Consider the following 20,092-nt stretch of genomic DNA (forward strand, 5'->3'; position numbering starts at 1 on the left):
CACGATTATTCTTCGTTAGATTCTACGCCCATTAGATGCTGCCACTGCGCTTGTACCAGTGCGCGCGTCTCCTGCCAGAGCGATTCATCGACCAATAATGACTGCTCTGATAGTGCCAGTTGATGAGTGGCAGCACGTATTCTTAGATAGGCATCGGTCAATTCTTGACAGACTTGCTCTTGCCATATGCCAAGTAAGGCAACTTCTTCAAAAATACGGACATTATCGCTCCATTTGGTCAAGCTTGGATGCTCATGTGAGTAGGCCAATACCGCAAACTGCGCCAAGAACTCAATGTCGACAATACCGCCTGCATCTTGTTTGAGTTGAAACTTGCCCGATTGCTGTTGCCACTGGCTGGTGCCTAAGTGCTTTTGCATTTTGATACGCATACTGGTGACTTCACTACGTACTTGCTCTAACGTCCGCGGCAGCGCCAGCACATCTCGGCGAATGTCACAAAAGCGTGCAGTCACTCGTCTGTCACCACAAATCGCCCGAGCACGTACCAATGCCTGATGCTCCCATGACCACGCTTTGTCCATTTGATAGGTTTCAAACGCATGACAAGATACCACCATCATGCCAGCGTTGCCCGACGGACGCAGACGCATGTCAATCTCATATGCCCTACCATCTCGTGTTTGGGTATTGAGATAATTCATCAGCTTTTGTACAAGACGCGCGGCAAACTTCATTCCACTGACTGACTTTTCACCAGTGGTCATGCCCTGCTCTTTTATCTTATGTAAGAACACCAAATCCAAGTCTGAAGAATACGACAGCTCTAGTCCACCAAGCTTGCCATAACCAATAATTGCAAAGCCACATTCCGCTTCAGTCACTGGATCACCATCTTGACCAATCGGATAGCCATAGCGGTTGACGATTTCTGCAAACGCACGCTCTAGTGCGGCTTCTAGTACCACTTCAGCAATATAGGTCAATGAGTCTGATACTTTCATGATCGGGCGCTCAGCCAACACATCACTGGCAGCCACAGCCAATACTTGGTTTTTCTTGAACAGTCGCAATACGCTTAGCAGCTCTTCTTCGTCATTAGGTTCGACACGCAGTAGCTGTTGGCGTAGGATATCACGCAGCTCAGGCTTATCTGGTAAGTGGCGATAGTGCTGCTGTAAAAAAGTATCTAACAATACAGGATACTGTGCCAGCTCTTTTGCAATCCATGGGCTCGCTGATAGCATCGGAATCAGCTCAATCGTTGCATTGGGGTTCTCTGCAATCATGACCAAGTAAATTGAACGTCGGCAAATGGCTTCGAGCAATGCAATCAATCGCGGTAAGGCAGCATTGGCAAGTTTTTGCTGCTCTTGATGAGCTAATAGCGCGTGGACAATGACAGGATACGCATCATCTAAGCGCTCTCGGGCCTCCTCGCTGAGATTGGCAACCATCTTTGATTGCCAAAAATTCTGCAATGACTCGCGATTTTCTTCTGTTAGCACCTCGTTTAAACGCGCAATTTGCGCTTCTAAATGCTCAGGCTCTAGATCGGTATCATCATTGTCAGGCACTTGACGCTCAGTGACCATACGTTCAAATGGCACATTAACATTGTCTCGATGAGCATTTAACTGGGTCAGTAATCCCTGCCAATCATTAAACCCAAGGGTCACTGCGAGATTATGCTGCCAATAAGCATCATGCGGCAGTCTTTGGGTTTGCTGATCGTTAATGGCTTGAATCGCATGCTCAAGTCGACGCAAAAACCGATACGCGGCTTGTAGATTATCGTAGGTAATCTGCTCTAGATATCCAAGCTCACGCAACACTTGCATCGCCTCCAAACAAGGCTTTACTTGTAGCTGAGGATGCCGACCACCATAAATGAGCTGAAACGCTTGTACAATAAACTCAATATCTCTGATACCGCCCGCGCCAAGCTTAATATTGTCTAGATCTTCACGCTGTGCAACTTGATTTTGAATGAGAGACTTCATCTCCCTGAGTGCCGAAAACGCACTGTAATCCACATAATAACGAAAGACAAATGGTTTGATCAGCGACTGAATGGCATCATAAAATGGCTGATCTATCTGCCCAACCACCCTTGCTTTTAGCCAAGCAAAACGCTCCCATGCACGCCCATGCATCGTAAAGTATTTTTGTAATGCGGACAGATGAATAGCCAAATCACTGCCATCACCCCATGGACGCAAGCGCATATCAACCCGAAAGACAAAGCCGTCAGCCGTTTTATTATCAAGCAGCTTAATAATCCCTTGACCAAGACGAGTCATAAAACGTTTATTGTCTATGCTACGCGTGCCCTTTGCCTTGTCACCATTGGTTTCGCCGCGCGCTTGATGTACAAATATTAGGTCAATATCACTCGATAAATTGAGTTCCTGAGCACCAAGCTTACCCATGGCCATGATAGCCATATCATCAATCTGCACGTTGCCTTGTTCATTGATAAAGGTTGGCTCACCGTATTTAGCAATCAAATGCTGATAGGTATAGTCCTTGGCAAAGGAGATACAACCGCCTGCAAACTCTGATAGCTCATCAGTCAATTGCTCAAGACTGATCATCTGCAAGGCATCTTGCCAAATCCAGCGCATCATTAACAGCTTACGCAAATTACGTAAGCCACTCATGACTTTCGTTTCATCAGCGAGTTGATAGTTTTCATCTAGCGTATAGTCTTGTATCAGATCATCGATTTGCTGACGAGTCAGCGTACTGTTCAGTGGGTAGCTACGCAAAAATGTTTGGCAGGAAACCATTCGGCTCTCCCAAATTTGATAAGCAAACTCACTGGCTGTTTGCAGTACTTGCAGTTGCTCTGCTGTCGGCTGATAATCTGTACCACTGTTCATACGTGAGGGCATAGCAGGTAACATAGTGACAAAAACTCCTTACATAGAATGGTAAGACTACGTGAACCCAACTCATAAGTTTATTGTTTTTTCTTACGAGACAGTCACAGCATCAGATGAACATACTCAATATATCATTACAAAACATAAAGCCCTGTTTAGTAACAGTGACTCTATTTGCTTTGAGCCGCTTTATGGTAGCATAAACATCTTTAATCGAAATGCTTTGAGACAGCCTTATTGCAGCGCACCTTTATACTCAATAAAAATAGCGTTTTGACTCAATGGTATTAAGAAATATTAAAGCTCGACTATAAATCGATTAGACTGCTTTACACAAAACATTTATAGCCTTTCAATAATATTGTCTCACCCTTATAACACTCTTTAAACGCTTATTTATAATATGTGATACTGCCCCCTATGACTACTACCCCGCTACTACTCATCACCGCTGATCCTAGTCACCCATTAGCGCATTTAGCATTACGTTATGCGCGCGCGTATCTTAAGAGCGCATCGGCTGATCATAATATCGATAGTCATGCAGACGATATCGTCAACAAAGAAGACATCGACAATCCTAACACCAAACCGGCGTTGCTCAATGTCTTTTTTTATGGGGATTCGGCGCATCTGGCGAATCGGCTACGCTGGCAGTCCGCTGATCAAATGAATTTGACCAAAGAATGGCAAATGTTGGCTGAACAATATCAGTTGCCACTGCCTGTTTGTGTCAGTACGGCTCTTGGCCGCGGTGTGAGTGACGCAGATAACAGTACCCGCCATCAGCTTGATGGGGACAATCTGGCGACCGGGTTTACGTTGGTGGGACTCAGTGAGCTCGCTCTGATGATGCAGGATGACTGCCGCTTAATACAGTTTTGATAGCGCATCTATTACAACATTAGCCTGCGACAAATATATTTAGGAATACATGATGAGATTATTAATTCAGCTGCATACACCCACCGAAGCAGCAAGTTATGAAGGCTGTGCATTGGCACTGACATTAGCGACATTCGGTCATGAAGTGCAGCTGTACTTGGATGCACCTGTTTTTGGCTTATTGATGCAGCCTGAGTCACGTTTGCACGGTATGATTCAGTCGCTTGATCTTTACGACATGCCAGCGGCTTGGCTACCTGATGATGTCTTTAGTGGTTGGATGATTGGGATGCTGCCAGTAGATCTGACTTCACAGCTCATGCTGGTGCCAGAAATAATCCGCTCGCAAGATTTTGAGCAGATTTTAACTTTTTAATTGGCAATATAATCAGACTTATAAAATAATAAAGCACGCAACTGGATACTATTATGGCAACTTTATATCAATTACACAGCACGATGGATACCCTTAGGCGCAGCACTGAGGAGATGTCTCGCACTTGGCGCACTGGCGACAGTATTATCTTACTTGGCACTACAGCCGCTTTTATCGACTGGCTCAATGCCTATTTGAATGATAGTGAAATAGATGGTATTGCAGGTATTTATGGATTAGCCGATGATATATCGCAGCTGACGGCGAATACCACTGGCAAGCTAAATTTAGAGAGCAAATTGACTGGTATTTTAACGGATGAAGAATGGATTATCCTATCTCAGGATAGTCAGTTTGATAAAGTGGTGACGATTGCCTTATGACGACTCATACTGCTACAGCATCGACCGATATTGCACTAGATCAAGATGGTCATTTGTGTGACCATACCATTTGGACGCCTGATATCGCACAACAACTGGCAGACACCCTAGATGTCAGCCTAATGAGTGAGCACTTACAAATCTTGCAGCAAGTGCGAGCATTTTTTGTCAAATTTAATCATGCACCAGCGACACGCCCATTGATTAAATGGCTACAGAAAACCTTGCCTGAGCACGACATCAGCAATCAAAAGCTACAGCAGCTATTTAATACAGGTTTGGTGGCGCGCCATGTCAATCGTCTAGCTGGACTGCCAAAGCCGCCAAACTGTTTATAAAGTGTGTTTGAATAGTTATTGTTCACTTGATGATATGAACCTCTACTTTGGGTCATAGACTGTCAAGGTCTCATAGCCGATACTACGACCTTCATCACCCAAGAACCCTTGCTGTCGCCATATTTCATACAAGCATATAGCGACGCTATTGGACAAATTCAGACTGCGCGAATCAGCCAGCATTGGTAATCTCAACCAATTATCGGCACCGATATCTTCCCGGATATCATCTGCCAGTCCTGCTGTCTCTGACCCAAATACTAGTGCTATATTGGGAATGGTTTTATCGTCAGGTTTTTCCCTGTTTACTTGCACGCCAAAATCATAACCATAGAACGGTTTGCTCAGTTTGGTCGTTAAAGCCGTGACAGTATGGCAGTCGGCTGCTTGCAACGCCTGCCATGCGGCTGTCCAATCATCATGCACCTGCAAATGTGCGTATTCATGATAATCAAGGCCTGCGCGGCGCAGTTTTTTGTCATCAAGCTCAAACCCTAACGGCCTGACTAAATGCAGCTGCGCGCCGCTGTTGGCACACAGTCGAATGATATTGCCCGTATTACTCGGCATTTTTGGGGCGACCAACACGATATGAATGGTCATACTTGTTTACTCCACAAATGGTCGATGCTCTATTATTTAAATTTATGAGCGATAGGTAATTAAAAGTTACAGTTTACTGCCAATAATTACATTTTGATACTGTGCAGGGTTTTTAACTTTCACTATGATGTCTGTAATGGATAGCGAGATAGCATTTATGTATGACTGTCTCATCCAATACCCCTTCAGTGATGCTTAAACCTGCCGTTTAGCCTCACTGTTATTATTTATAAACCATCCATTTATCTTTGAGGATACTATTATGAAAAAAGTAATCATCGCATCTTTAACTGCTATGTTTGTTCTAACTGGTTGCAACACGTTCAAAGGCTTGGGCCAAGACGTATCAAGCGCTGGTAATGCTGTATCTGGTAGCGCACAAGAAGTACAAAACAAAATCTAAGGTTTGATTGTTTTAGATTTTTTGAGGGACTTACTATTTTGTAAGTCCTTTTTTTTGGTCACGGATTCTTTTTTCTAATTAATTACTGCATATCCACTTTATCAGATACTATAAAAAAGCACGCAGTATTTGATTGAGATAACGCTGACCTAGCACAGTCGGTTGCAACTGAGTTTTACTATCTACCAGTAGCCCTTGCTTAATCAACTTGTCTACTTGTGTGGTAACGCTTTCAAGCTTAAGCCCTGTTCTCTGCTCAAACAACGCCCAAGCGACACCGCCATGTAAGCGCAATACATTTAACATAAACTCGCTAACCAGCTCATCCCTATCTATTGCTTGCCAACCAACCATTTTTGGTACGTTTTGAGTGCTCTTGGATTTTTCTATCTCTATATTTCCTACATAATCTTTTGGCAAACGTGATTTGCTAAAACGATAGATGCCAGATTCTGCTAACAAATCGTTTTCTGATTTATCACTTTCTTTTGACGGAGCGCTACCTCTGTCTGCGTGACAATCAATCGTCACTTTACCATGTGCACCAGCACCTATTGCTAGATAGTCGCCAAACTGCCAATAGTTGATATTGTGACGGCAAGGCTTATCTGACTCGCCCGCCCACGCAGACACCTCATAATTGCTGTACCCCAGTTGCTGCAACAGCGTTTGCCCCGCTTGTTCGATATCTGCCAAATTGTCTTCATCGGGTAAAATAGGCTGACTGCGATAAAACACCGTGTTGGGCTCAATCGTTAATTGATACCAAGAGATATGCGTTGCGCCAGCATCGTGCGCCATTTGAATATCATTTAATGCTTCGTTCATGGTTTGCTGCGGCAGACCATGCATGAGATCGACATTGACTCGCGTAAATCCAGCAGCCTTAGCAGCACGAATCGCTGATAACGCTTGTACAGGATCATGGATACGTCCAAGCACTTTGAGCTTATCAGCGTCAAAGCTCTGTACGCCGATAGATAATCGATTGATACCAACCTCTAGATACTGAGCAAATGGCGCATGCTCGAGTGTCCCTGGATTGGCCTCCATCGTAATCTCGATGTCCTCTGCAAATTCAAAACATGACCGTAAACCAGAAAACAGTCGCTGATACTGAGTAATTGGCAATAGTGATGGTGTGCCACCGCCAATAAATATTGAGCTGATTTGACGCCCTTGCGCTAATAACTGTTGCATATTCGCATCCAAAAGGAGCGCATCGACATAATCATCATACATAGACAACTGACTGTCTATAGGAAGCTCATGCGAGTTGAAATCGCAGTAAGGACATTTTTTCACACACCATGGGATATGGATATAGAGCGACAGTGGGATGCTCGTCACCTCTATAACGCTAGTCTCTGTCATCTTTTTTGTGAGTTGTAACGTATCAAGGTTATTTGGCGAGCTATCAGCATTCATTTTGGACATAAATAAACTTATTGTGTAATGGGCAATGATGATCAGTATCAAAAGTATCGCTAGGATAACGGCTAGATGATATAAAGAAAAGCCTAACTAACGTAAAACTATTAACAAAGCCACGCATAAAGCCACGTACAAATCCCCTATGCACCATGGTAACTTGCAGGCAGTATATAAGGGAGCTATTAACAGTACAGCATCCAAAGCGCAGCGCTGTATTCAGAATATAACCATTACATTTACGGCGCGCTTGAAAGCTGGTTAATAAAAAACCACCCTGCTAATGTTAAAGATTAAATTTAAACATGAATCAAAGGATAAGATATATGGCTTATTGGTTAATGAAATCAAACCCAAAGTTTTTTGGTATTCACGATTTACAACGATTGGATACAGATAGCTGGGATGGCGTCCGTAACTACCGTGCTCGCAACTTTATGCGTGACGATATGAAAGTCGGTGATAAAGTATTCTTTTATCATTCTAGCTCAAGGCCCTCTGGTGTGGCTGGTATTATGACGGTCAGTCAAGCAGGCTACCCTGACCCCACTCAATTCCACCCCGAGCATCGTCATTATGATCCTATTGCCACCGAAGAGGAGCCACGCTGGTATATGGTTGATCTCACTTTTGAGCAGGCTTTCACAGAAGTGTTACCGTTATCAGAGCTGAAATTTTTGCCTGCACTTGAGGACTCATTACTGCTGAGAAAGGGCTGCGAGCAATTAACAGTCATTCCATTAGAGCCCAAACATTGGCACGCGATTATGGACATGGCCGAGACACTCGAACTACTGCCAGAACACACCGATTAGCTCGACCCTCTATCTACTGAATCTACTGATTATCAATACCCAGGTAAAACAAACGTAAGACGAGTATTCACATAGTATCTCTAAATCGTTGACATCACAGTCTGGCTTCTTTACCATCTTATGTGTATATGACCTGTCAATCTACTGCTTGGATTGACGGGTTATTTTTATTTTAGTGCCTTCACTTTTATTTTCTTACTCCGTCTGTATAAGCTTGCTCATATTATTTATCGGAGTATCATCGTCGGCACGACTCTTCTCATACTGTGTCAATATTGAATTGACGACGATATTTGCTTGTTCAGCGTTACTACCTTCATAACAATTATCGCAAAGAATAAAAAGTTGCTTACCATGGTTTTCCCATTATCTTTCAGAGACTTCAAAAGCTACAGTTTACGCTTAGGGGTCCTCGCCCTACCTATCTTGATTACTCAGTTTTGCCAAGCAGCGCTTGGGGTTGTCGATGCCATTATGGCAGGCCAAGTATCTGCGCTTGATTTGGCGGCCGTAGCAGTTGGATCTGGCATTTGGCTACCGCTGTTTTTGTTAGCAACAGGTGTGTTGATTGCCACTACCCCTCTCATTGGTGAGGCTGTTGGTCAAAACCAGCATCATCAGGTTCCTCATATTACTCAGCAGTCCTTATGGACAGCAGGCGCTCTTGGCCTTATTGGTTTTATTGTTGTCAATTTGGCACCCAATGTCCTTGGCATCATGGGTGTGCCTGAGAATATTCAGCCCATAGCAACACAATATTTGCATGGTGTGTCTTTTGGTTTCCCTGCGTTGGCTGTCTATGCTGTGTTACGCAGTTATTGCGAAGCACTTGGTCGACCTGAGCCGGTGACGGTTATTAGTATTGTCGGTCTACTCGCCGATATTCCTCTGAACTATATTTTTATCCATGGTTTATTTGGCATGCCCGAGATGGGCGGCGCAGGCTGCGGTGTGGCGACAGCATTGGTATTATGGATCAACGTCCTGTTGCTGGCTATTTATACCAGCTTTACTAAGCGACAAGAGTTTGCTAGTACTCGCTTTTTTTATGGTTTTACTAGCCCAAATCGCACACAGATCAAAAAACTGTTAAAACTTGGTATTCCTATTGGTGTCTCTATCTTTTTTGAGGCAAGCTTATTCAGTTTGGGCGCTCTTGTTATCAGTCCGCTAGGAGAGCTTGCAACAGCGTCTCATCAAGTGGCTTTATCAGTAACGTCACAGTTATTTATGATACCGATATCCGTCGCGATGGCACTCACCATTATGGTCTCAAATCGTTATGGTCAAAAAAACCTCTTAGCACTCCGTCAAGTACAAGCCACTGGACTTGTCTGGACAGTATTGATTGCGCTCACTTGTATGCTTGGCATATGGCTATTTAGACCAGAGCTGGCAGCAGCATTTACCGATAATCCAGCGGTTAGAGCGGAGTCTATGCATTTGCTCATCTTTGCCCTTGCCTATCAATTATTTGATGGCTGGCAGGTCAATGTCGCTGGTATATTACGCGGTATGCAAGACACCACCATACCGATGTGGGTAACGCTTTTTTGCTATTGGTTAGTGGCGCTACCACTGGGTATCTATTTAGTGCGTTTCACTGATGTTGGCGCTCAAGGCTTTTGGATGGCATTAATCACTGGCCTGTTCTTATCTTCTATTCTCTTGACCCTTCGTCTGCGATATCAACAAAGACGTTTAACAGCGCTGTGGGGTTGAAACTGATTGATTAAAACGTCACATCTCATAACCATTGCTAGCGATACTTAGTCACATAGACTATGATGAATCGTAGATGATTTCTTACTGAAAACATGGCTTACGTCAAAATATGTAAAAAATCTCAGTTAACAACTGTACATTGATTGCTCATTGCTCTGAATCTAGGTATCATTAGCAACTAATTAGACAATATTTAGTTACACTATTTCTCGAATTTAGTACAAGGTCAGATAAAAACTATGGATATTGAAAAAATACGCACCCTCATCGCCCTTATGGAAGAAAGTGAACTGGTTAATTTAGAAATCAGTTCAGACGATGAGCATATTAGCTTGACTCGTCATTATGATACCCCTGCACCCACCATGATGGCCGCACCAGCTGCGAGCGCTGCTCCTGCTGCCGCAGCTGAAGGGAAACCTGCAGAAAAAGCGGGCAGCGTTGAGAATTCACCGATGGTTGGTGTGTTTTATTCAGCCCCAAGCCCTAATGATCCGCCATTTGTGAAAGTCGGTCAAAAAGTTCAAGCAGGTGATACTCTAGGTATTATCGAAGCGATGAAAATCATGAACCCTCTTGAAGCGACTCAAAGTGGTATTGTTGACGAAATCTTGGTAGATAATTCTGAAGTCGTACAGTTCGGCCAACCTGTCATACGTTATAAAGCGTAACGATATTTGCCATACTTTATTTCATTATGGCTGGTTTTTGATATACGTATCGCATCAAAGTCAAATAATAGGATGCTAGATATCAAAACTCAGTCAATAACTGATGCTTCGACAAGGATGAACCCATGATAAAAAAATTGCTCATTGCCAATAGAGGTGAGATTGCCCTGCGTATCGTTCGAGCTTGCAAAGCGCTAGGTATCGAAACGGTAGGCGTCTACTCTACTGCTGATGCCAACTTGATGCACCTGCGCTTTGTTGATGAGGCAATTTGTATTGGTAAGCCTAATGCCAATCAAAGTTATCTTGATATTAATACTATCTTAACTGCCGCTGAAATCACTGGCGCGGATGCTATTCATCCGGGTTATGGTTTTTTGTCTGAAAATGCTGAGTTCGCTGAGCGCGTAGAAGAAGCAGGATTGACTTTCGTTGGCCCTAATGCAGATCACATTCGCTTGATGGGCAATAAAGTTTCTGCCATTAATGCCATGAAAAAAGCGGGCGTACCAACTGTTCCTGGTTCTGTGGGTGCCGTTACGCTACATAATGCTGAAGAACAAGCCCGCAATATTGGTTTTCCGCTATTGATTAAAGCGGCTTCTGGCGGTGGTGGACGCGGTATGCGCGTCGTTGAGCGCTTTGACGAGCTGGTCGGTCAAGTACAAGCTGCTAAGCAAGAAGCTGAGCTCTGGTTCGGTGATGACACCGTCTATATGGAACGTTATTTACAAAACCCGCGTCACGTAGAAGTACAGGTATTGGGTGATGGTAATGGCAATGCTATCCACCTATATGACCGTGATTGCTCATTGCAGCGTCGTCATCAAAAGGTACTAGAAGAAGCGCCTGCGCCAGATATCCCAGATGATGTCCGCGAACCTATCTTGAAAGCCTGTGTGAAAGCCTGTGAGCTTGTCAAATACCGCGGCGCTGGTACGTTTGAGTTTTTGTTTGAGAATGATGAATTTTTCTTTATTGAAATGAATACTCGCGTGCAAGTTGAACATCCAGTAACCGAGATGATTACTGGTATCGATGTCGTTGTTGAACAGCTTAAAATTGCAGCTGGCTATGGTTTGTCTTATCGTCAAAGTGAGATTGAAATCCAAGGTCACGCGATTGAATGTCGTATCAATGCTGAAGATCCAGCAACTTTTGTTCCTTGTCCTGGTACTGTCAATCAACTATTTGCGCCAAGTGGCGCAGGTGTTCGATTCGATTCACATCTATACCCTGGCTATGAGATACCAACTTACTATGATTCACTCATTGGTAAGCTTATCTGTCATGGTCAGACTCGCCAGCAAGCCGTTGCTAAGACCATACACGCACTTGATGAGTTGATCATTGAAGGTATCAAAACCAATATACCGCTACATCGTGATGTGATTTTGGCAGATGAGAATTTTGCCAAAGAAGCACAAAACATTCACTATCTTGAGCGAGAAATGTTGACTGCGAATAAAGCTAAGAAAGAGGCGTAGAACAAAACGATTATAAATCGTAAAAAGTTCACCAACTCTTGTTTGAATAGCAGTACCAAAAGCTAAGCATAAAAAAGCCGCTATATTGATAGCGGCTTTTTTGTGCTTGATAGATGTCAAATAATCTGTGCAGTATGATAAAAGCTACTTATTATGGCAATACTCTATTGAAAGTCATAAAGCACTCTGTACCGTCAGGATCAGCGCACCACTGCATTTGATTGCCGTCGTGGTACAAAAATGCGATCAACGCTTCATCAGTTTGATCAATCTGATTGCCTGAGCAATCTACTTCATTATTATCATAGACCGTTTTGATAGCGATAACTGGCAGCCCTTCTTCACGATGTGTGACTAGATAGCGACCGTATGTCCACTCTTTACCACTGACCGCCCACATCTCATTGTCCGCACCAAAATTATATAACTCACGGCACTGATTCGACTTGTTGACTGACGCCATTAAGTTTTTACTGGTAGTCGGCTTAATGTTTAGTATGCGTGCTTCACTTTGAGTGATTATGCCGCCGTCCATATCAGCTACCACCTTAGGCTCTGCACTGTTTTTTTGCAGACTATTCGATGATGCCGCTTGCTGAGCTTTTGCGTCTTTGGTCATGGTGATAGAACTGTTTAAATCTATCTCCCACTGTCCTGCAATGGCTGGACTGATATGCGTAGTGATTGTCGGCTCAGTAACCGTCTCACCATTCACCGGCAATGAAGCCAGAATAGATGCTAATGTAAATGAAGCAAATGATATAGGTTCCATGATTAACCTTTTATTTATAATATTTTATATACATTAGCGTAAGTCGTAGACACCAAAAACACAAGTAACATTATGCTATTGGGCAAAATACCCTAATCCAAACGATAACTAAAACCTTAGTCAGTAATGACGTTGAAGTAAGATAATGCCCGATAATCTAGTCGCTTTCTACTCATAAAAAAATAACACCGTAGCTTTGCTTGTTGAGTACAAGGAGCTACGGTGTTGTTTTTTTATAAAATTAAAACCAGTAGAGTATCACGATATCGCTATTTAATACTAAGCCGCTTCTACATTCAATGCTTGAGCAAAGGCGGATAACGCTCCTTTTAGCATGGCTGAGACTGTACTGCTACATGTACCGATGCCAGAGTACACTTCGCCATCTACATTCAGCTGAATATAAGCAGCGGCATTTGCATTGGTTTTATTATCACTATTGGTATCATCATCGATACCGTTACCACTGTTATGATGCGGGTTAATGGCGTGCTCTGCATAGTTAATAATATGCAATGATTTACCCGTGTGCTGTGCAAGGCCATCTATAAACGATGATAATGGACCATTGCCCGTACCATCGATATCAATGGTGTCGTTATTCATCTGCACTTGACCTCTGAAATACACCTCACCGCCTTTGTTATTGACACTATAATCTAGTAACTCAAACTTGCCTTGCTGCAAGTAGGTATTTTCAAAGGTTTGTAAAATTTCATCATTTTGTAATTCACGGGCAACCGCTTCAGCTTGTTTTTGTACCACTCGGCTAAAGTCAATCTGCATCCAACGTGGTAGGTTAAAGCCATAATTACGCTGTAAGATATACGCGACGCCGCCTTTGCCCGACTGGCTATTGATACGCACCACGTCTTGATAGCTACGACCAATGTGCGCAGGATCAATTGGCAAATATGCCACATCCCACACGTTGTCAGTCTCAGTTTGGTTGTTTTCGTTGTAATCGAGTGATTTTTTGATGGCATCTTGATGTGAGCCACTAAAGGCGGTAAAGACCAATTCACCCACATAAGGATGGCGCGGGTGTAGCGGTAAGTTATTGCACTCGCTCACAACCTGTACGATTTCACTCATGTTGCTAAAATCAAGCTCAGGATCGATACCTTGGCTAAACAAGTTCATGGCCATGACCATAATGTCCATGTTACCTGTACGCTCGCCATTACCAAGCAATGTGCCCTCGATACGATCTGCACCTGCCAACACACCCAATTCGGCCGCGGCTACAGCACAGCCACGGTCATTATGAGTATGAAGACTAATAATGACATGCTCACGCTGAGGAAGATTGCGGCAGAAGTACTCTACTTGATCCGCAAAGACATTAGGCATAGATGCTTCAACAGTCGCTGGCAAGTTAAAAATCACCTCTTGCCCTTGTTGTGGTTGCCACACATCACAAACCGCATCACAAACCTCTACTGCATACTCAGTCTCTGTTTGACTAAAGCTCTCTGGCGAGTACTGAAACACCCACTCAGTCTCAGGGTATTTGGCCGCATACTCTTTCAATAGTTTGGCGCCAGTGATAGCAATTTCTTTAATTTCGTCTTTGTTTTTGCCATAGACTTTTTCGCGTTGTACACGGCTGGTTGAGTTGTAGACATGGACGACGGCACGTTTTGCACCTTTTAATGATTCAAAAGTACGGGCGATCAAATGCTCACGCGCTTGTACCAATACTTGTAGCGTCACATCATCAGGCACGTGGTTTTCTTCGATAAGTTTGCGGGTAAAGTCAAATTCAACCTGCGCTGCTGATGGAAAACCAATCTCAATCTCTTTAAAGCCAACCTCTACTAGTGTTTCAAAGAAACGCATTTTTTGTTCAATCGTCATCGGATCAATCAGTGCTTGGTTACCATCACGCAGATCCACACTTGCCCATATTGGCGACTTCTCAATTGTTTTGCTTGGCCACGTACGATCTGGCAGCGATGGCGCAAAGGCAAATGGACGGTATTTACGGAAGTCGAAAGCGGCATTTTTCGGTGTGATCTTTGCAGTCCCAGTGGCTGCAGTATGCGTGGCTTGGTCAGACATAATCAATCCTTAGATGATATGGTTATTTGTATATTTAGCTAGGCGATTAGCTGTTGGTTAAATTTGTATTTATCATATGAGGTAACGAGTAGTTACACCATAATAATAGCAAAGTTTAGCAAATAGAAACCTGCTATTTTTTATTTTATTTTCTATATTTTTAGTGGAAAAACCTATTTTATTTATTATAATCGAATAAATTCACTATCAAGGCGGCAAAATGCCAGAAAATTACATAGGAAGTGCAGATACGGCAAATATAGATGACATCGATAAGCAATTATTGCGCTTGTTGCAGACGCAGGCACGTATGAGTATCACAGAACTGGCTGAGCGCGTTAATCTCTCCGCTACCCCTTGCGCACGTCGTATTAAACGCTTGGAAGATGCAAACATTATCACGGGTTACTACACCAAAACAGATGCGCAAAAACTTGGCTATCCGCTTGCCGTGTTTATCGCTATCAGTATGGACCGTCATACGGCTGAGCGTTTTGAGCACTTTGAGCGTAGCGTTCAGAGTTTTGAGGAAGTCGTGAGCTGTAGTATTGTCACAGGACGTACAGAAGACTATCTGATTAAAGTCAGAGTGCGTGATATGGCACATTATGAGGAGTTTTTATTGCATCGCCTCAATCGTATCGAAGGGGTTGCTCAAGTTCATACCAGTTTTGAGTTGCGAGAAGTATTTAGCCGTAGCGTCGTATAAAAGCGTTGAGGGCATTAAAAACGCTAGGCGAGCATTGGTGATTGTCTACGGAATAATATGATTAAGATCAACCCAATCATCAATCCAATAGCAGCGACCAGTAACCCTGCATTGAAATTGCCATCCTGTCCTGCCAATGCTACCGTTACCAAAGGTCCCAAGAACTGCCCTAGTGCATAGGCGAGCGTTGCCAATGCAATCAGCAAATTAGAATAAGCAGGATTGATGTTTTTAAACAATGTGAGTGTCATCGCTACCATACCGACGAAGGTCAACCCTAGAATAACAGCATTGCCATATAACCCAAGCGCACCATCAAACCATATAGGCAAGCACATGCCAAACGCTTGTAATACCGTGAGACCCATTAGGGTTTTTATCTCACCGATACGTTTGGCAAGCGCGCCCCATAACGGGTTTGATAACATCGCAAAGATACCAACCACCAACCAAATCATCAATCCAGCATAGGTCTGAGTCGTTAGACGCTGTGCTGCCATAACAGGCAGGAAAGTTGCTGAGCTGATATAGCCAAATCCTGCCAATATATAACTCATAAAAAGTAAAGCAAGCGCTTTATGGTGTCCAGAAATCGCTTCATATAAAGAGCGTTTGAAGTTCAAATAGCTCTGATGCACTGAGACGTGCTGTTGCGAATCGGTCAACTGTGACTCCAAACTATTTACTGGTTTGGGTTTTATCGCGTAGAGGAGCCATATCAGCGGTAAACTGGTGCAGCCTGCGACCAACCAAATCACATCAAAATGATAGCCCAATGTTAGAAGCCACCACGTCAAGATGGCAGAGGCACTAATACCGACGCCAATGCCTGCATAATGTACAGCTGATAGTACGGAACGGCGCTCGGGACTGAGGTTTTGGATCACAAACGATGAGCTCAATATCATCGCTACCCCGCTTGCAATGCCTGCGATTAGGCGAATGACATACCATAAAGTGAGCGACATATTTGGTACGACGAGTAGAATCGTTGTGACAACACTTATAATCGCCCAAATCGTCATCGCTTGCCATGTCGAGCGCTGAGGCACAAACATAGCAATGAGGGCACCGATAAAGTAACCAATATAATTGATTGATGCTAGCCAGCCAGCAATCGTCGTTGATAGCGACAATTGCACCATAATATCAGGTAAGGTGGCGGTAAAGAGGAAGCGTCCATAGCCCATGACAACTGCCATGCAGTACATACCGATACAGGCAATGGCAGCTTCATTGGTGATGGTAGGAGCGATACGGCTTTTAATAGCAGTCATCATGACAGCGCCATTTTTGTGGCAATTAGCACACAATCCTTTGTGTTAGATAATTAAAAGCAATAGTAAAATAAGTGGGAGTCAAACAGTTATCGGCACTATTAAAACAGCATGAAGTGCCAACAAAGACTACGACACGTTTAACGCTATTGTCTCTGTCGTATCCTGTCCTAGCATTTGTACACGCTGGTCACTAAACATATCCATATCAGGGGCTAGCGTACGCATAAACCGATCAAAATATAGCATCTGTTTGGTTAGTAAGGCAAAGTCACGTGGGAAATGAATACCATGACGTTTGCCAACTTCGACAATCTCAAGCATCATTTTATTGAGCTCGTCGGCTTGCTCTTTACTGTTAAAAGGCACGCCGCTAGTAAAGGTCTTATCTTCTGCCATGATCGTTATCATCATGCGCTCTAGATCGTTACCTAAGGCAATCACATCAACTTTATTACCGCCATGCGTCATTTCCATATCAATCATATGACGGGCCATCGCTTGATAGTCACTATCTTGCATCGCTTGCATCATACCCATGCACGCGCGCCAGCTCTCGGCTTTTAATTTACCCACAATACCAAAGTCTAAGAAACCAATACGGCCGTCGGTCAATAGCATTAAATTACCAGCATGTAAGTCAGCGTGAAAACTATTGCACAGCATAAGACTGGCAAACCATGTGTTTAACGTATCTGCCATGACTTGTGCAGGGTCGCTGCAGTACTGACGCATAAGCGATTCATCAACCATAGAAACCCCATATAGACGGCTCATCGTCAATACACGCTTGGTGGTCAACTCTTCATATACGGTTGGCGCCACGACCCGAGTGTTGCCTGATACGGCTAAGAACTGCTGAAAATCGCGGATGTTTTGTGCTTCAGCGATAAAATCAGTCTCGGCAAGCATACGCAGGCGAATCTCATCGATAATCGGTGCGATACTCGCGAACTTCATCGACGGCATTACAATTTCAAGCAGCTTAGTCACGCCGTGCAAGACGCCCAAGTCGGTCTGCATGATCGTCTCGACGCCAGGCTTTTGTACCTTTAGCACCACTTCATCACCATTGTGCAGACGTGCCGCATGAACCTGAGCGATAGAGGCGGATGCTAGCGGCTCTGAGTCAATATGCGCAAACTTATCATCAAGGGTCATACCATCAGTTGCTAGTTCTTCTTTTAGCACTTGCTCGATATAAGCATAAGACAATGGCGTGGTTTGATCCAAACAACTTTGGAAAGCGGTGACATAATCACGTGGAAACAGCGATGGCGTACTGGCGATAAACTGACCGATTTTGATATAAGTCGTGCCTAACTGCTCAAAGGTTTCTTTGAGTAGCATTGCATCAGGTTTTTCCCCTTTTGCGACTCTAAGCGCAGACAGACCTGCCACACTCGCGGTTTGACGAACACGGTTGACGACATTAAAGGTATGCTTTAACAAATGCGGACGATGAATTTTCATAAAAAACAACTATGGTAATAGAAAGGATTTGAAAATAGACAATATAATCTAAAGATACATCAAAGGCACATTATTCAATTGGGACTGCTACAGATAGGGCACTCTGGATCTTTTCTATAACCCATCAGCCGTTGCTGCATCTGACTACCATCCCATATGAACAGCTTGTTTGTCAGTGGATTTTTGGTTAATCCCAGATACTGCAAGGCGGTATTGGCTTGCAGGTTACCCATGACAGCTGTGGTACTCGCAAGTACGCCCGAATTGGCACAAGTCCGTTCATCAGCGGCTTCATCAAGTACGACTGAGCCAAACACACAATGGTAGCAACCTGTGTCCAGATGTGGCTCAAACAGTGCTAGCTGCCCTTGCATCGCAATTGCCGAGGCAGATAGTAATGGAATTTCATAGCGTATGCTAATGCGATTAATGACGTCACGAGTCGCAAAGTTATCCGTACAATCTAGTAATAAGTCTGGCTTACCCGAACCCATATCGAGCAACTCATAAGCGTTGTCTTCATTTAACCGTGCCACTGTGCCGCGAGCTTTTATCAAAGGATTGATGCGAGCCAGCATAGTCGCTGCTGTCAGCGCTTTTGGCTTACCCATATCTTCAGGTAAAAATAGTGTTTGGCGCTGTAGGTTACTTGCTTCGATCGCATCATCGTCAATCAAATGAACAGATCCTACCCCTGCACGCACCAGTGTCTCAGACGCTGGACAACCAAGGCCGCCTGCCCCTATCATCACCACGCGTGCTGATTTTAATCGCAGCTGAGCATCCATATCCCAACCGTCTAGTAGTATTTGCCGCGCATAACGAAGCAGCTCATCATCTGATAGCTGTACTAACTCTTCTGCCATATTTATTCACAACCTATCATCAAAGAAACTGTTACATAAAACCTATCTATGGGCGTTGCCCTAGCGTGATGCGATCATTACCACCATAATCTTGTACCGTGTGTACTGATTCAAAGCCGCTGTCTAAAAATATCTGCCGAACCGCAGCACCTTGGTCAAAGCCATGCTCGATAGCCAATAGTCCATCTGTACGCAAATAATTCGTAGCCTGCACAACGATATGCTCGATATCAGCCAAACCATGATTGGGTGCACTAAGCGCACTAATCGGTTCAGCGGTTAATCCCGCCAAATGCTCGTCTGCCTCATCTATATAAGGTGGGTTTGAGACAATCACATCAAACCGTTGCTGCTCATCACCAGTAGGTAGCGCTTGATACCAGCTACTTTGGATAAATTCAACATGGGCAACATCATTACTCACAGCGTTATGCTGAGCAACCTTGAGCGCCTCAAGCGATAGATCAACCGCCACCACTTGCCAGCAGTCTTGCTTTAACTCATGGGCAAGGCTGATAGCGATACAACCTGACCCCGTACCTAAATCCAACAAGCGCTTATGGTTGCTTAATACTGGCTGAGCATTTATCCAATTCAATACTTGCTCGACCAACACTTCGGTATCGGGCCTAGGGATCAAGGTGTACTTATCGACACTAAAATTAAGCGACCAAAACTCCTGCTGTCCAGTTAGATAAGCAAGCGGTATTCCTTGCTGCATCTTTACTACACCAGCATTGAACTGTGAAAGCTCACTATCAGTGAGCTCATAGTCGTCATCTGTCATCAAAAACAGTGTAGGTTTACCAATAACATATAACAACCAATCTGTTAACCAAAAAGTAGGAATCTGACTACTCGTATCATCATTCGTCAGTTGCCCAATTTGCTGCTTGATTTGACGAATGGTCAATGCTGTCATAAGTGGCTCTTAAAGATATTGTGAATATATAAATGCGAAAGTA

The 20,092-nt window shown here is 43.9% G+C and carries 19 protein-coding genes; 10 read left to right on the plus strand and 9 right to left on the minus strand.

Features of this window, described 5'->3' with window-relative positions; all coding sequences use genetic code 11:
• Positions 1-5 precede the first annotated feature (5 nt).
• A complete protein-coding gene (gene glnE, locus ACHUET_RS04350) occupies positions 6-2,870 on the minus strand; it encodes a bifunctional [glutamate--ammonia ligase]-adenylyl-L-tyrosine phosphorylase/[glutamate--ammonia-ligase] adenylyltransferase (RefSeq protein ID WP_394210959.1) in 2,865 nt (954 codons plus the stop codon).
• Positions 2,871-3,269: 399 nt separating this feature from the next.
• Between glnE and tusD the strand changes: the two genes are divergently transcribed.
• Genes tusD through ACHUET_RS04370 form a run of 4 tightly spaced genes read left to right on the plus strand, consistent with a single transcriptional unit; the run spans position 3,270 to position 4,831 of the window.
• The gene (gene tusD, locus ACHUET_RS04355; RefSeq protein WP_394210961.1) at positions 3,270-3,734 is read left to right on the plus strand and encodes a sulfurtransferase complex subunit TusD; all 465 of its coding nucleotides are present in this window, start codon (positions 3,270-3,272) and stop codon (positions 3,732-3,734) included.
• A 52-nt stretch (positions 3,735-3,786) separates the two neighbouring features.
• On the plus strand, positions 3,787-4,110 hold the full coding sequence (locus ACHUET_RS04360) for a hypothetical protein (protein ID WP_394211103.1): 324 nt from the start codon (positions 3,787-3,789) through the stop codon (positions 4,108-4,110).
• 53 nt (positions 4,111-4,163) lie between these two features.
• On the plus strand, positions 4,164-4,493 hold the full coding sequence (locus ACHUET_RS04365; RefSeq protein ID WP_394210963.1) for a hypothetical protein: 330 nt from the start codon (positions 4,164-4,166) through the stop codon (positions 4,491-4,493).
• On the plus strand, positions 4,490-4,831 hold the full coding sequence (locus ACHUET_RS04370; RefSeq protein ID WP_394210965.1) for a TusE/DsrC/DsvC family sulfur relay protein: 342 nt from the start codon (positions 4,490-4,492) through the stop codon (positions 4,829-4,831). Before ACHUET_RS04365 ends, ACHUET_RS04370 begins: the two co-directional genes overlap by 4 nt.
• A 42-nt stretch (positions 4,832-4,873) precedes the next feature.
• Here the strand turns inward: ACHUET_RS04370 and ACHUET_RS04375 are convergent, their stop codons facing one another.
• Positions 4,874-5,434: a tRNA (cytidine(34)-2'-O)-methyltransferase gene (locus ACHUET_RS04375; RefSeq protein WP_394210967.1), complete on the minus strand. Its 561-nt coding sequence runs from the start codon at positions 5,432-5,434 to the stop codon at positions 4,874-4,876.
• Between the two features lie 262 nt (positions 5,435-5,696).
• Between ACHUET_RS04375 and ACHUET_RS04380 the strand changes: the two genes are divergently transcribed.
• Positions 5,697-5,837, plus strand: coding sequence for an entericidin A/B family lipoprotein (locus tag ACHUET_RS04380; RefSeq protein ID WP_068035587.1), 141 nt, complete (start codon positions 5,697-5,699; stop codon positions 5,835-5,837).
• 108 nt (positions 5,838-5,945) lie between these two features.
• Here the strand turns inward: ACHUET_RS04380 and hemW are convergent, their stop codons facing one another.
• Positions 5,946-7,211 carry a radical SAM family heme chaperone HemW gene (hemW, locus tag ACHUET_RS04385; RefSeq protein ID WP_394211105.1) on the minus strand — a complete coding sequence of 422 codons (1,266 nt, stop codon included), beginning with the start codon at positions 7,209-7,211 and terminating at the stop codon, positions 5,946-5,948.
• 383 nt (positions 7,212-7,594) lie between these two features.
• Between hemW and ACHUET_RS04390 the strand changes: the two genes are divergently transcribed.
• From ACHUET_RS04390 to accC, 4 genes are all read left to right on the plus strand, one after another.
• Positions 7,595-8,083 carry an EVE domain-containing protein gene (locus tag ACHUET_RS04390; RefSeq protein WP_394210970.1) on the plus strand — a complete coding sequence of 163 codons (489 nt, stop codon included), beginning with the start codon at positions 7,595-7,597 and terminating at the stop codon, positions 8,081-8,083.
• Between the two features lie 354 nt (positions 8,084-8,437).
• Positions 8,438-9,805, plus strand: a complete 1,368-nt coding sequence (locus tag ACHUET_RS04395) for an MATE family efflux transporter (protein ID WP_394210972.1) — start codon at positions 8,438-8,440, stop codon at positions 9,803-9,805.
• Positions 9,806-10,047: 242 nt separating this feature from the next.
• On the plus strand, positions 10,048-10,479 hold the full coding sequence (gene accB, locus ACHUET_RS04400; protein ID WP_186474646.1) for an acetyl-CoA carboxylase biotin carboxyl carrier protein: 432 nt from the start codon (positions 10,048-10,050) through the stop codon (positions 10,477-10,479).
• A gap of 125 nt (positions 10,480-10,604) precedes the next feature.
• Complete coding sequence (gene accC, locus ACHUET_RS04405) at positions 10,605-11,966, plus strand: acetyl-CoA carboxylase biotin carboxylase subunit (protein WP_394210974.1); 1,362 nt, start codon at positions 10,605-10,607, stop codon at positions 11,964-11,966.
• A gap of 151 nt (positions 11,967-12,117) precedes the next feature.
• Here the strand turns inward: accC and ACHUET_RS04410 are convergent, their stop codons facing one another.
• Together ACHUET_RS04410 and leuA are read right to left on the minus strand one after the other, a co-directional pair.
• Positions 12,118-12,738: a hypothetical protein gene (locus ACHUET_RS04410; RefSeq protein WP_394210976.1), complete on the minus strand. Its 621-nt coding sequence runs from the start codon at positions 12,736-12,738 to the stop codon at positions 12,118-12,120.
• A gap of 279 nt (positions 12,739-13,017) precedes the next feature.
• Entirely contained in the window at positions 13,018-14,802 is a 1,785-nt protein-coding gene (leuA, locus tag ACHUET_RS04415; RefSeq protein WP_394210978.1) for a 2-isopropylmalate synthase, read from the minus strand.
• 220 nt (positions 14,803-15,022) lie between these two features.
• Here leuA and ACHUET_RS04420 point away from each other — a divergent pair, with 220 nt between their 5' ends.
• Positions 15,023-15,511 carry an Lrp/AsnC family transcriptional regulator gene (locus ACHUET_RS04420; protein WP_371531376.1) on the plus strand — a complete coding sequence of 163 codons (489 nt, stop codon included), beginning with the start codon at positions 15,023-15,025 and terminating at the stop codon, positions 15,509-15,511.
• Between the two features lie 23 nt (positions 15,512-15,534).
• On the opposite strand, the gene ACHUET_RS04425 is transcribed toward ACHUET_RS04420, so the two are convergent.
• The 4 genes from ACHUET_RS04425 to prmC form a co-directional block, all read right to left on the minus strand.
• Positions 15,535-16,791 carry a YbfB/YjiJ family MFS transporter gene (locus tag ACHUET_RS04425; RefSeq protein ID WP_394210980.1) on the minus strand — a complete coding sequence of 419 codons (1,257 nt, stop codon included), beginning with the start codon at positions 16,789-16,791 and terminating at the stop codon, positions 15,535-15,537.
• 126 nt (positions 16,792-16,917) lie between these two features.
• Positions 16,918-18,261, minus strand: a complete 1,344-nt coding sequence (locus ACHUET_RS04430; RefSeq protein WP_394210982.1) for an ABC1 kinase family protein — start codon at positions 18,259-18,261, stop codon at positions 16,918-16,920.
• Between the two features lie 74 nt (positions 18,262-18,335).
• Positions 18,336-19,127, minus strand: coding sequence for a HesA/MoeB/ThiF family protein (locus ACHUET_RS04435; RefSeq protein ID WP_394210984.1), 792 nt, complete (start codon positions 19,125-19,127; stop codon positions 18,336-18,338).
• A 46-nt stretch (positions 19,128-19,173) separates the two neighbouring features.
• Positions 19,174-20,049: a peptide chain release factor N(5)-glutamine methyltransferase gene (prmC, locus tag ACHUET_RS04440; RefSeq protein ID WP_394210986.1), complete on the minus strand. Its 876-nt coding sequence runs from the start codon at positions 20,047-20,049 to the stop codon at positions 19,174-19,176.
• Between the last annotated feature and the right edge of the window lie 43 nt (positions 20,050-20,092).

Source organism: Psychrobacter piscatorii, from assembly GCF_043641605.1.
GTDB classification, from domain to species: domain Bacteria; phylum Pseudomonadota; class Gammaproteobacteria; order Pseudomonadales; family Moraxellaceae; genus Psychrobacter; species Psychrobacter piscatorii_C.

Coding starts and splice junctions, on each gene's coding strand:
- ACHUET_RS04410 (WP_394210976.1), bottom strand. CDS start 12,738: ATGGAACCTATATCATTTGCTTCATTTACATTAGCATCTATTCTGGCT.
- accB (WP_186474646.1), top strand. CDS start 10,048: ATGGATATTGAAAAAATACGCACCCTCATCGCCCTTATGGAAGAAAGT.
- tusD (WP_394210961.1), top strand. CDS start 3,270: ATGACTACTACCCCGCTACTACTCATCACCGCTGATCCTAGTCACCCA.
- hemW (WP_394211105.1), bottom strand. CDS start 7,211: ATGACAGAGACTAGCGTTATAGAGGTGACGAGCATCCCACTGTCGCTC.
- ACHUET_RS04390 (WP_394210970.1), top strand. CDS start 7,595: ATGGCTTATTGGTTAATGAAATCAAACCCAAAGTTTTTTGGTATTCAC.
- ACHUET_RS04365 (WP_394210963.1), top strand. CDS start 4,164: ATGGCAACTTTATATCAATTACACAGCACGATGGATACCCTTAGGCGC.
- ACHUET_RS04370 (WP_394210965.1), top strand. CDS start 4,490: ATGACGACTCATACTGCTACAGCATCGACCGATATTGCACTAGATCAA.
- ACHUET_RS04380 (WP_068035587.1), top strand. CDS start 5,697: ATGAAAAAAGTAATCATCGCATCTTTAACTGCTATGTTTGTTCTAACT.
- prmC (WP_394210986.1), bottom strand. CDS start 20,049: ATGACAGCATTGACCATTCGTCAAATCAAGCAGCAAATTGGGCAACTG.
- ACHUET_RS04425 (WP_394210980.1), bottom strand. CDS start 16,791: ATGATGACTGCTATTAAAAGCCGTATCGCTCCTACCATCACCAATGAA.
- ACHUET_RS04435 (WP_394210984.1), bottom strand. CDS start 19,127: ATGGCAGAAGAGTTAGTACAGCTATCAGATGATGAGCTGCTTCGTTAT.
- leuA (WP_394210978.1), bottom strand. CDS start 14,802: ATGTCTGACCAAGCCACGCATACTGCAGCCACTGGGACTGCAAAGATC.
- ACHUET_RS04375 (WP_394210967.1), bottom strand. CDS start 5,434: ATGACCATTCATATCGTGTTGGTCGCCCCAAAAATGCCGAGTAATACG.
- ACHUET_RS04395 (WP_394210972.1), top strand. CDS start 8,438: ATGGTTTTCCCATTATCTTTCAGAGACTTCAAAAGCTACAGTTTACGC.
- ACHUET_RS04420 (WP_371531376.1), top strand. CDS start 15,023: ATGCCAGAAAATTACATAGGAAGTGCAGATACGGCAAATATAGATGAC.
- ACHUET_RS04360 (WP_394211103.1), top strand. CDS start 3,787: ATGAGATTATTAATTCAGCTGCATACACCCACCGAAGCAGCAAGTTAT.
- glnE (WP_394210959.1), bottom strand. CDS start 2,870: ATGTTACCTGCTATGCCCTCACGTATGAACAGTGGTACAGATTATCAG.
- accC (WP_394210974.1), top strand. CDS start 10,605: ATGATAAAAAAATTGCTCATTGCCAATAGAGGTGAGATTGCCCTGCGT.
- ACHUET_RS04430 (WP_394210982.1), bottom strand. CDS start 18,261: ATGAAAATTCATCGTCCGCATTTGTTAAAGCATACCTTTAATGTCGTC.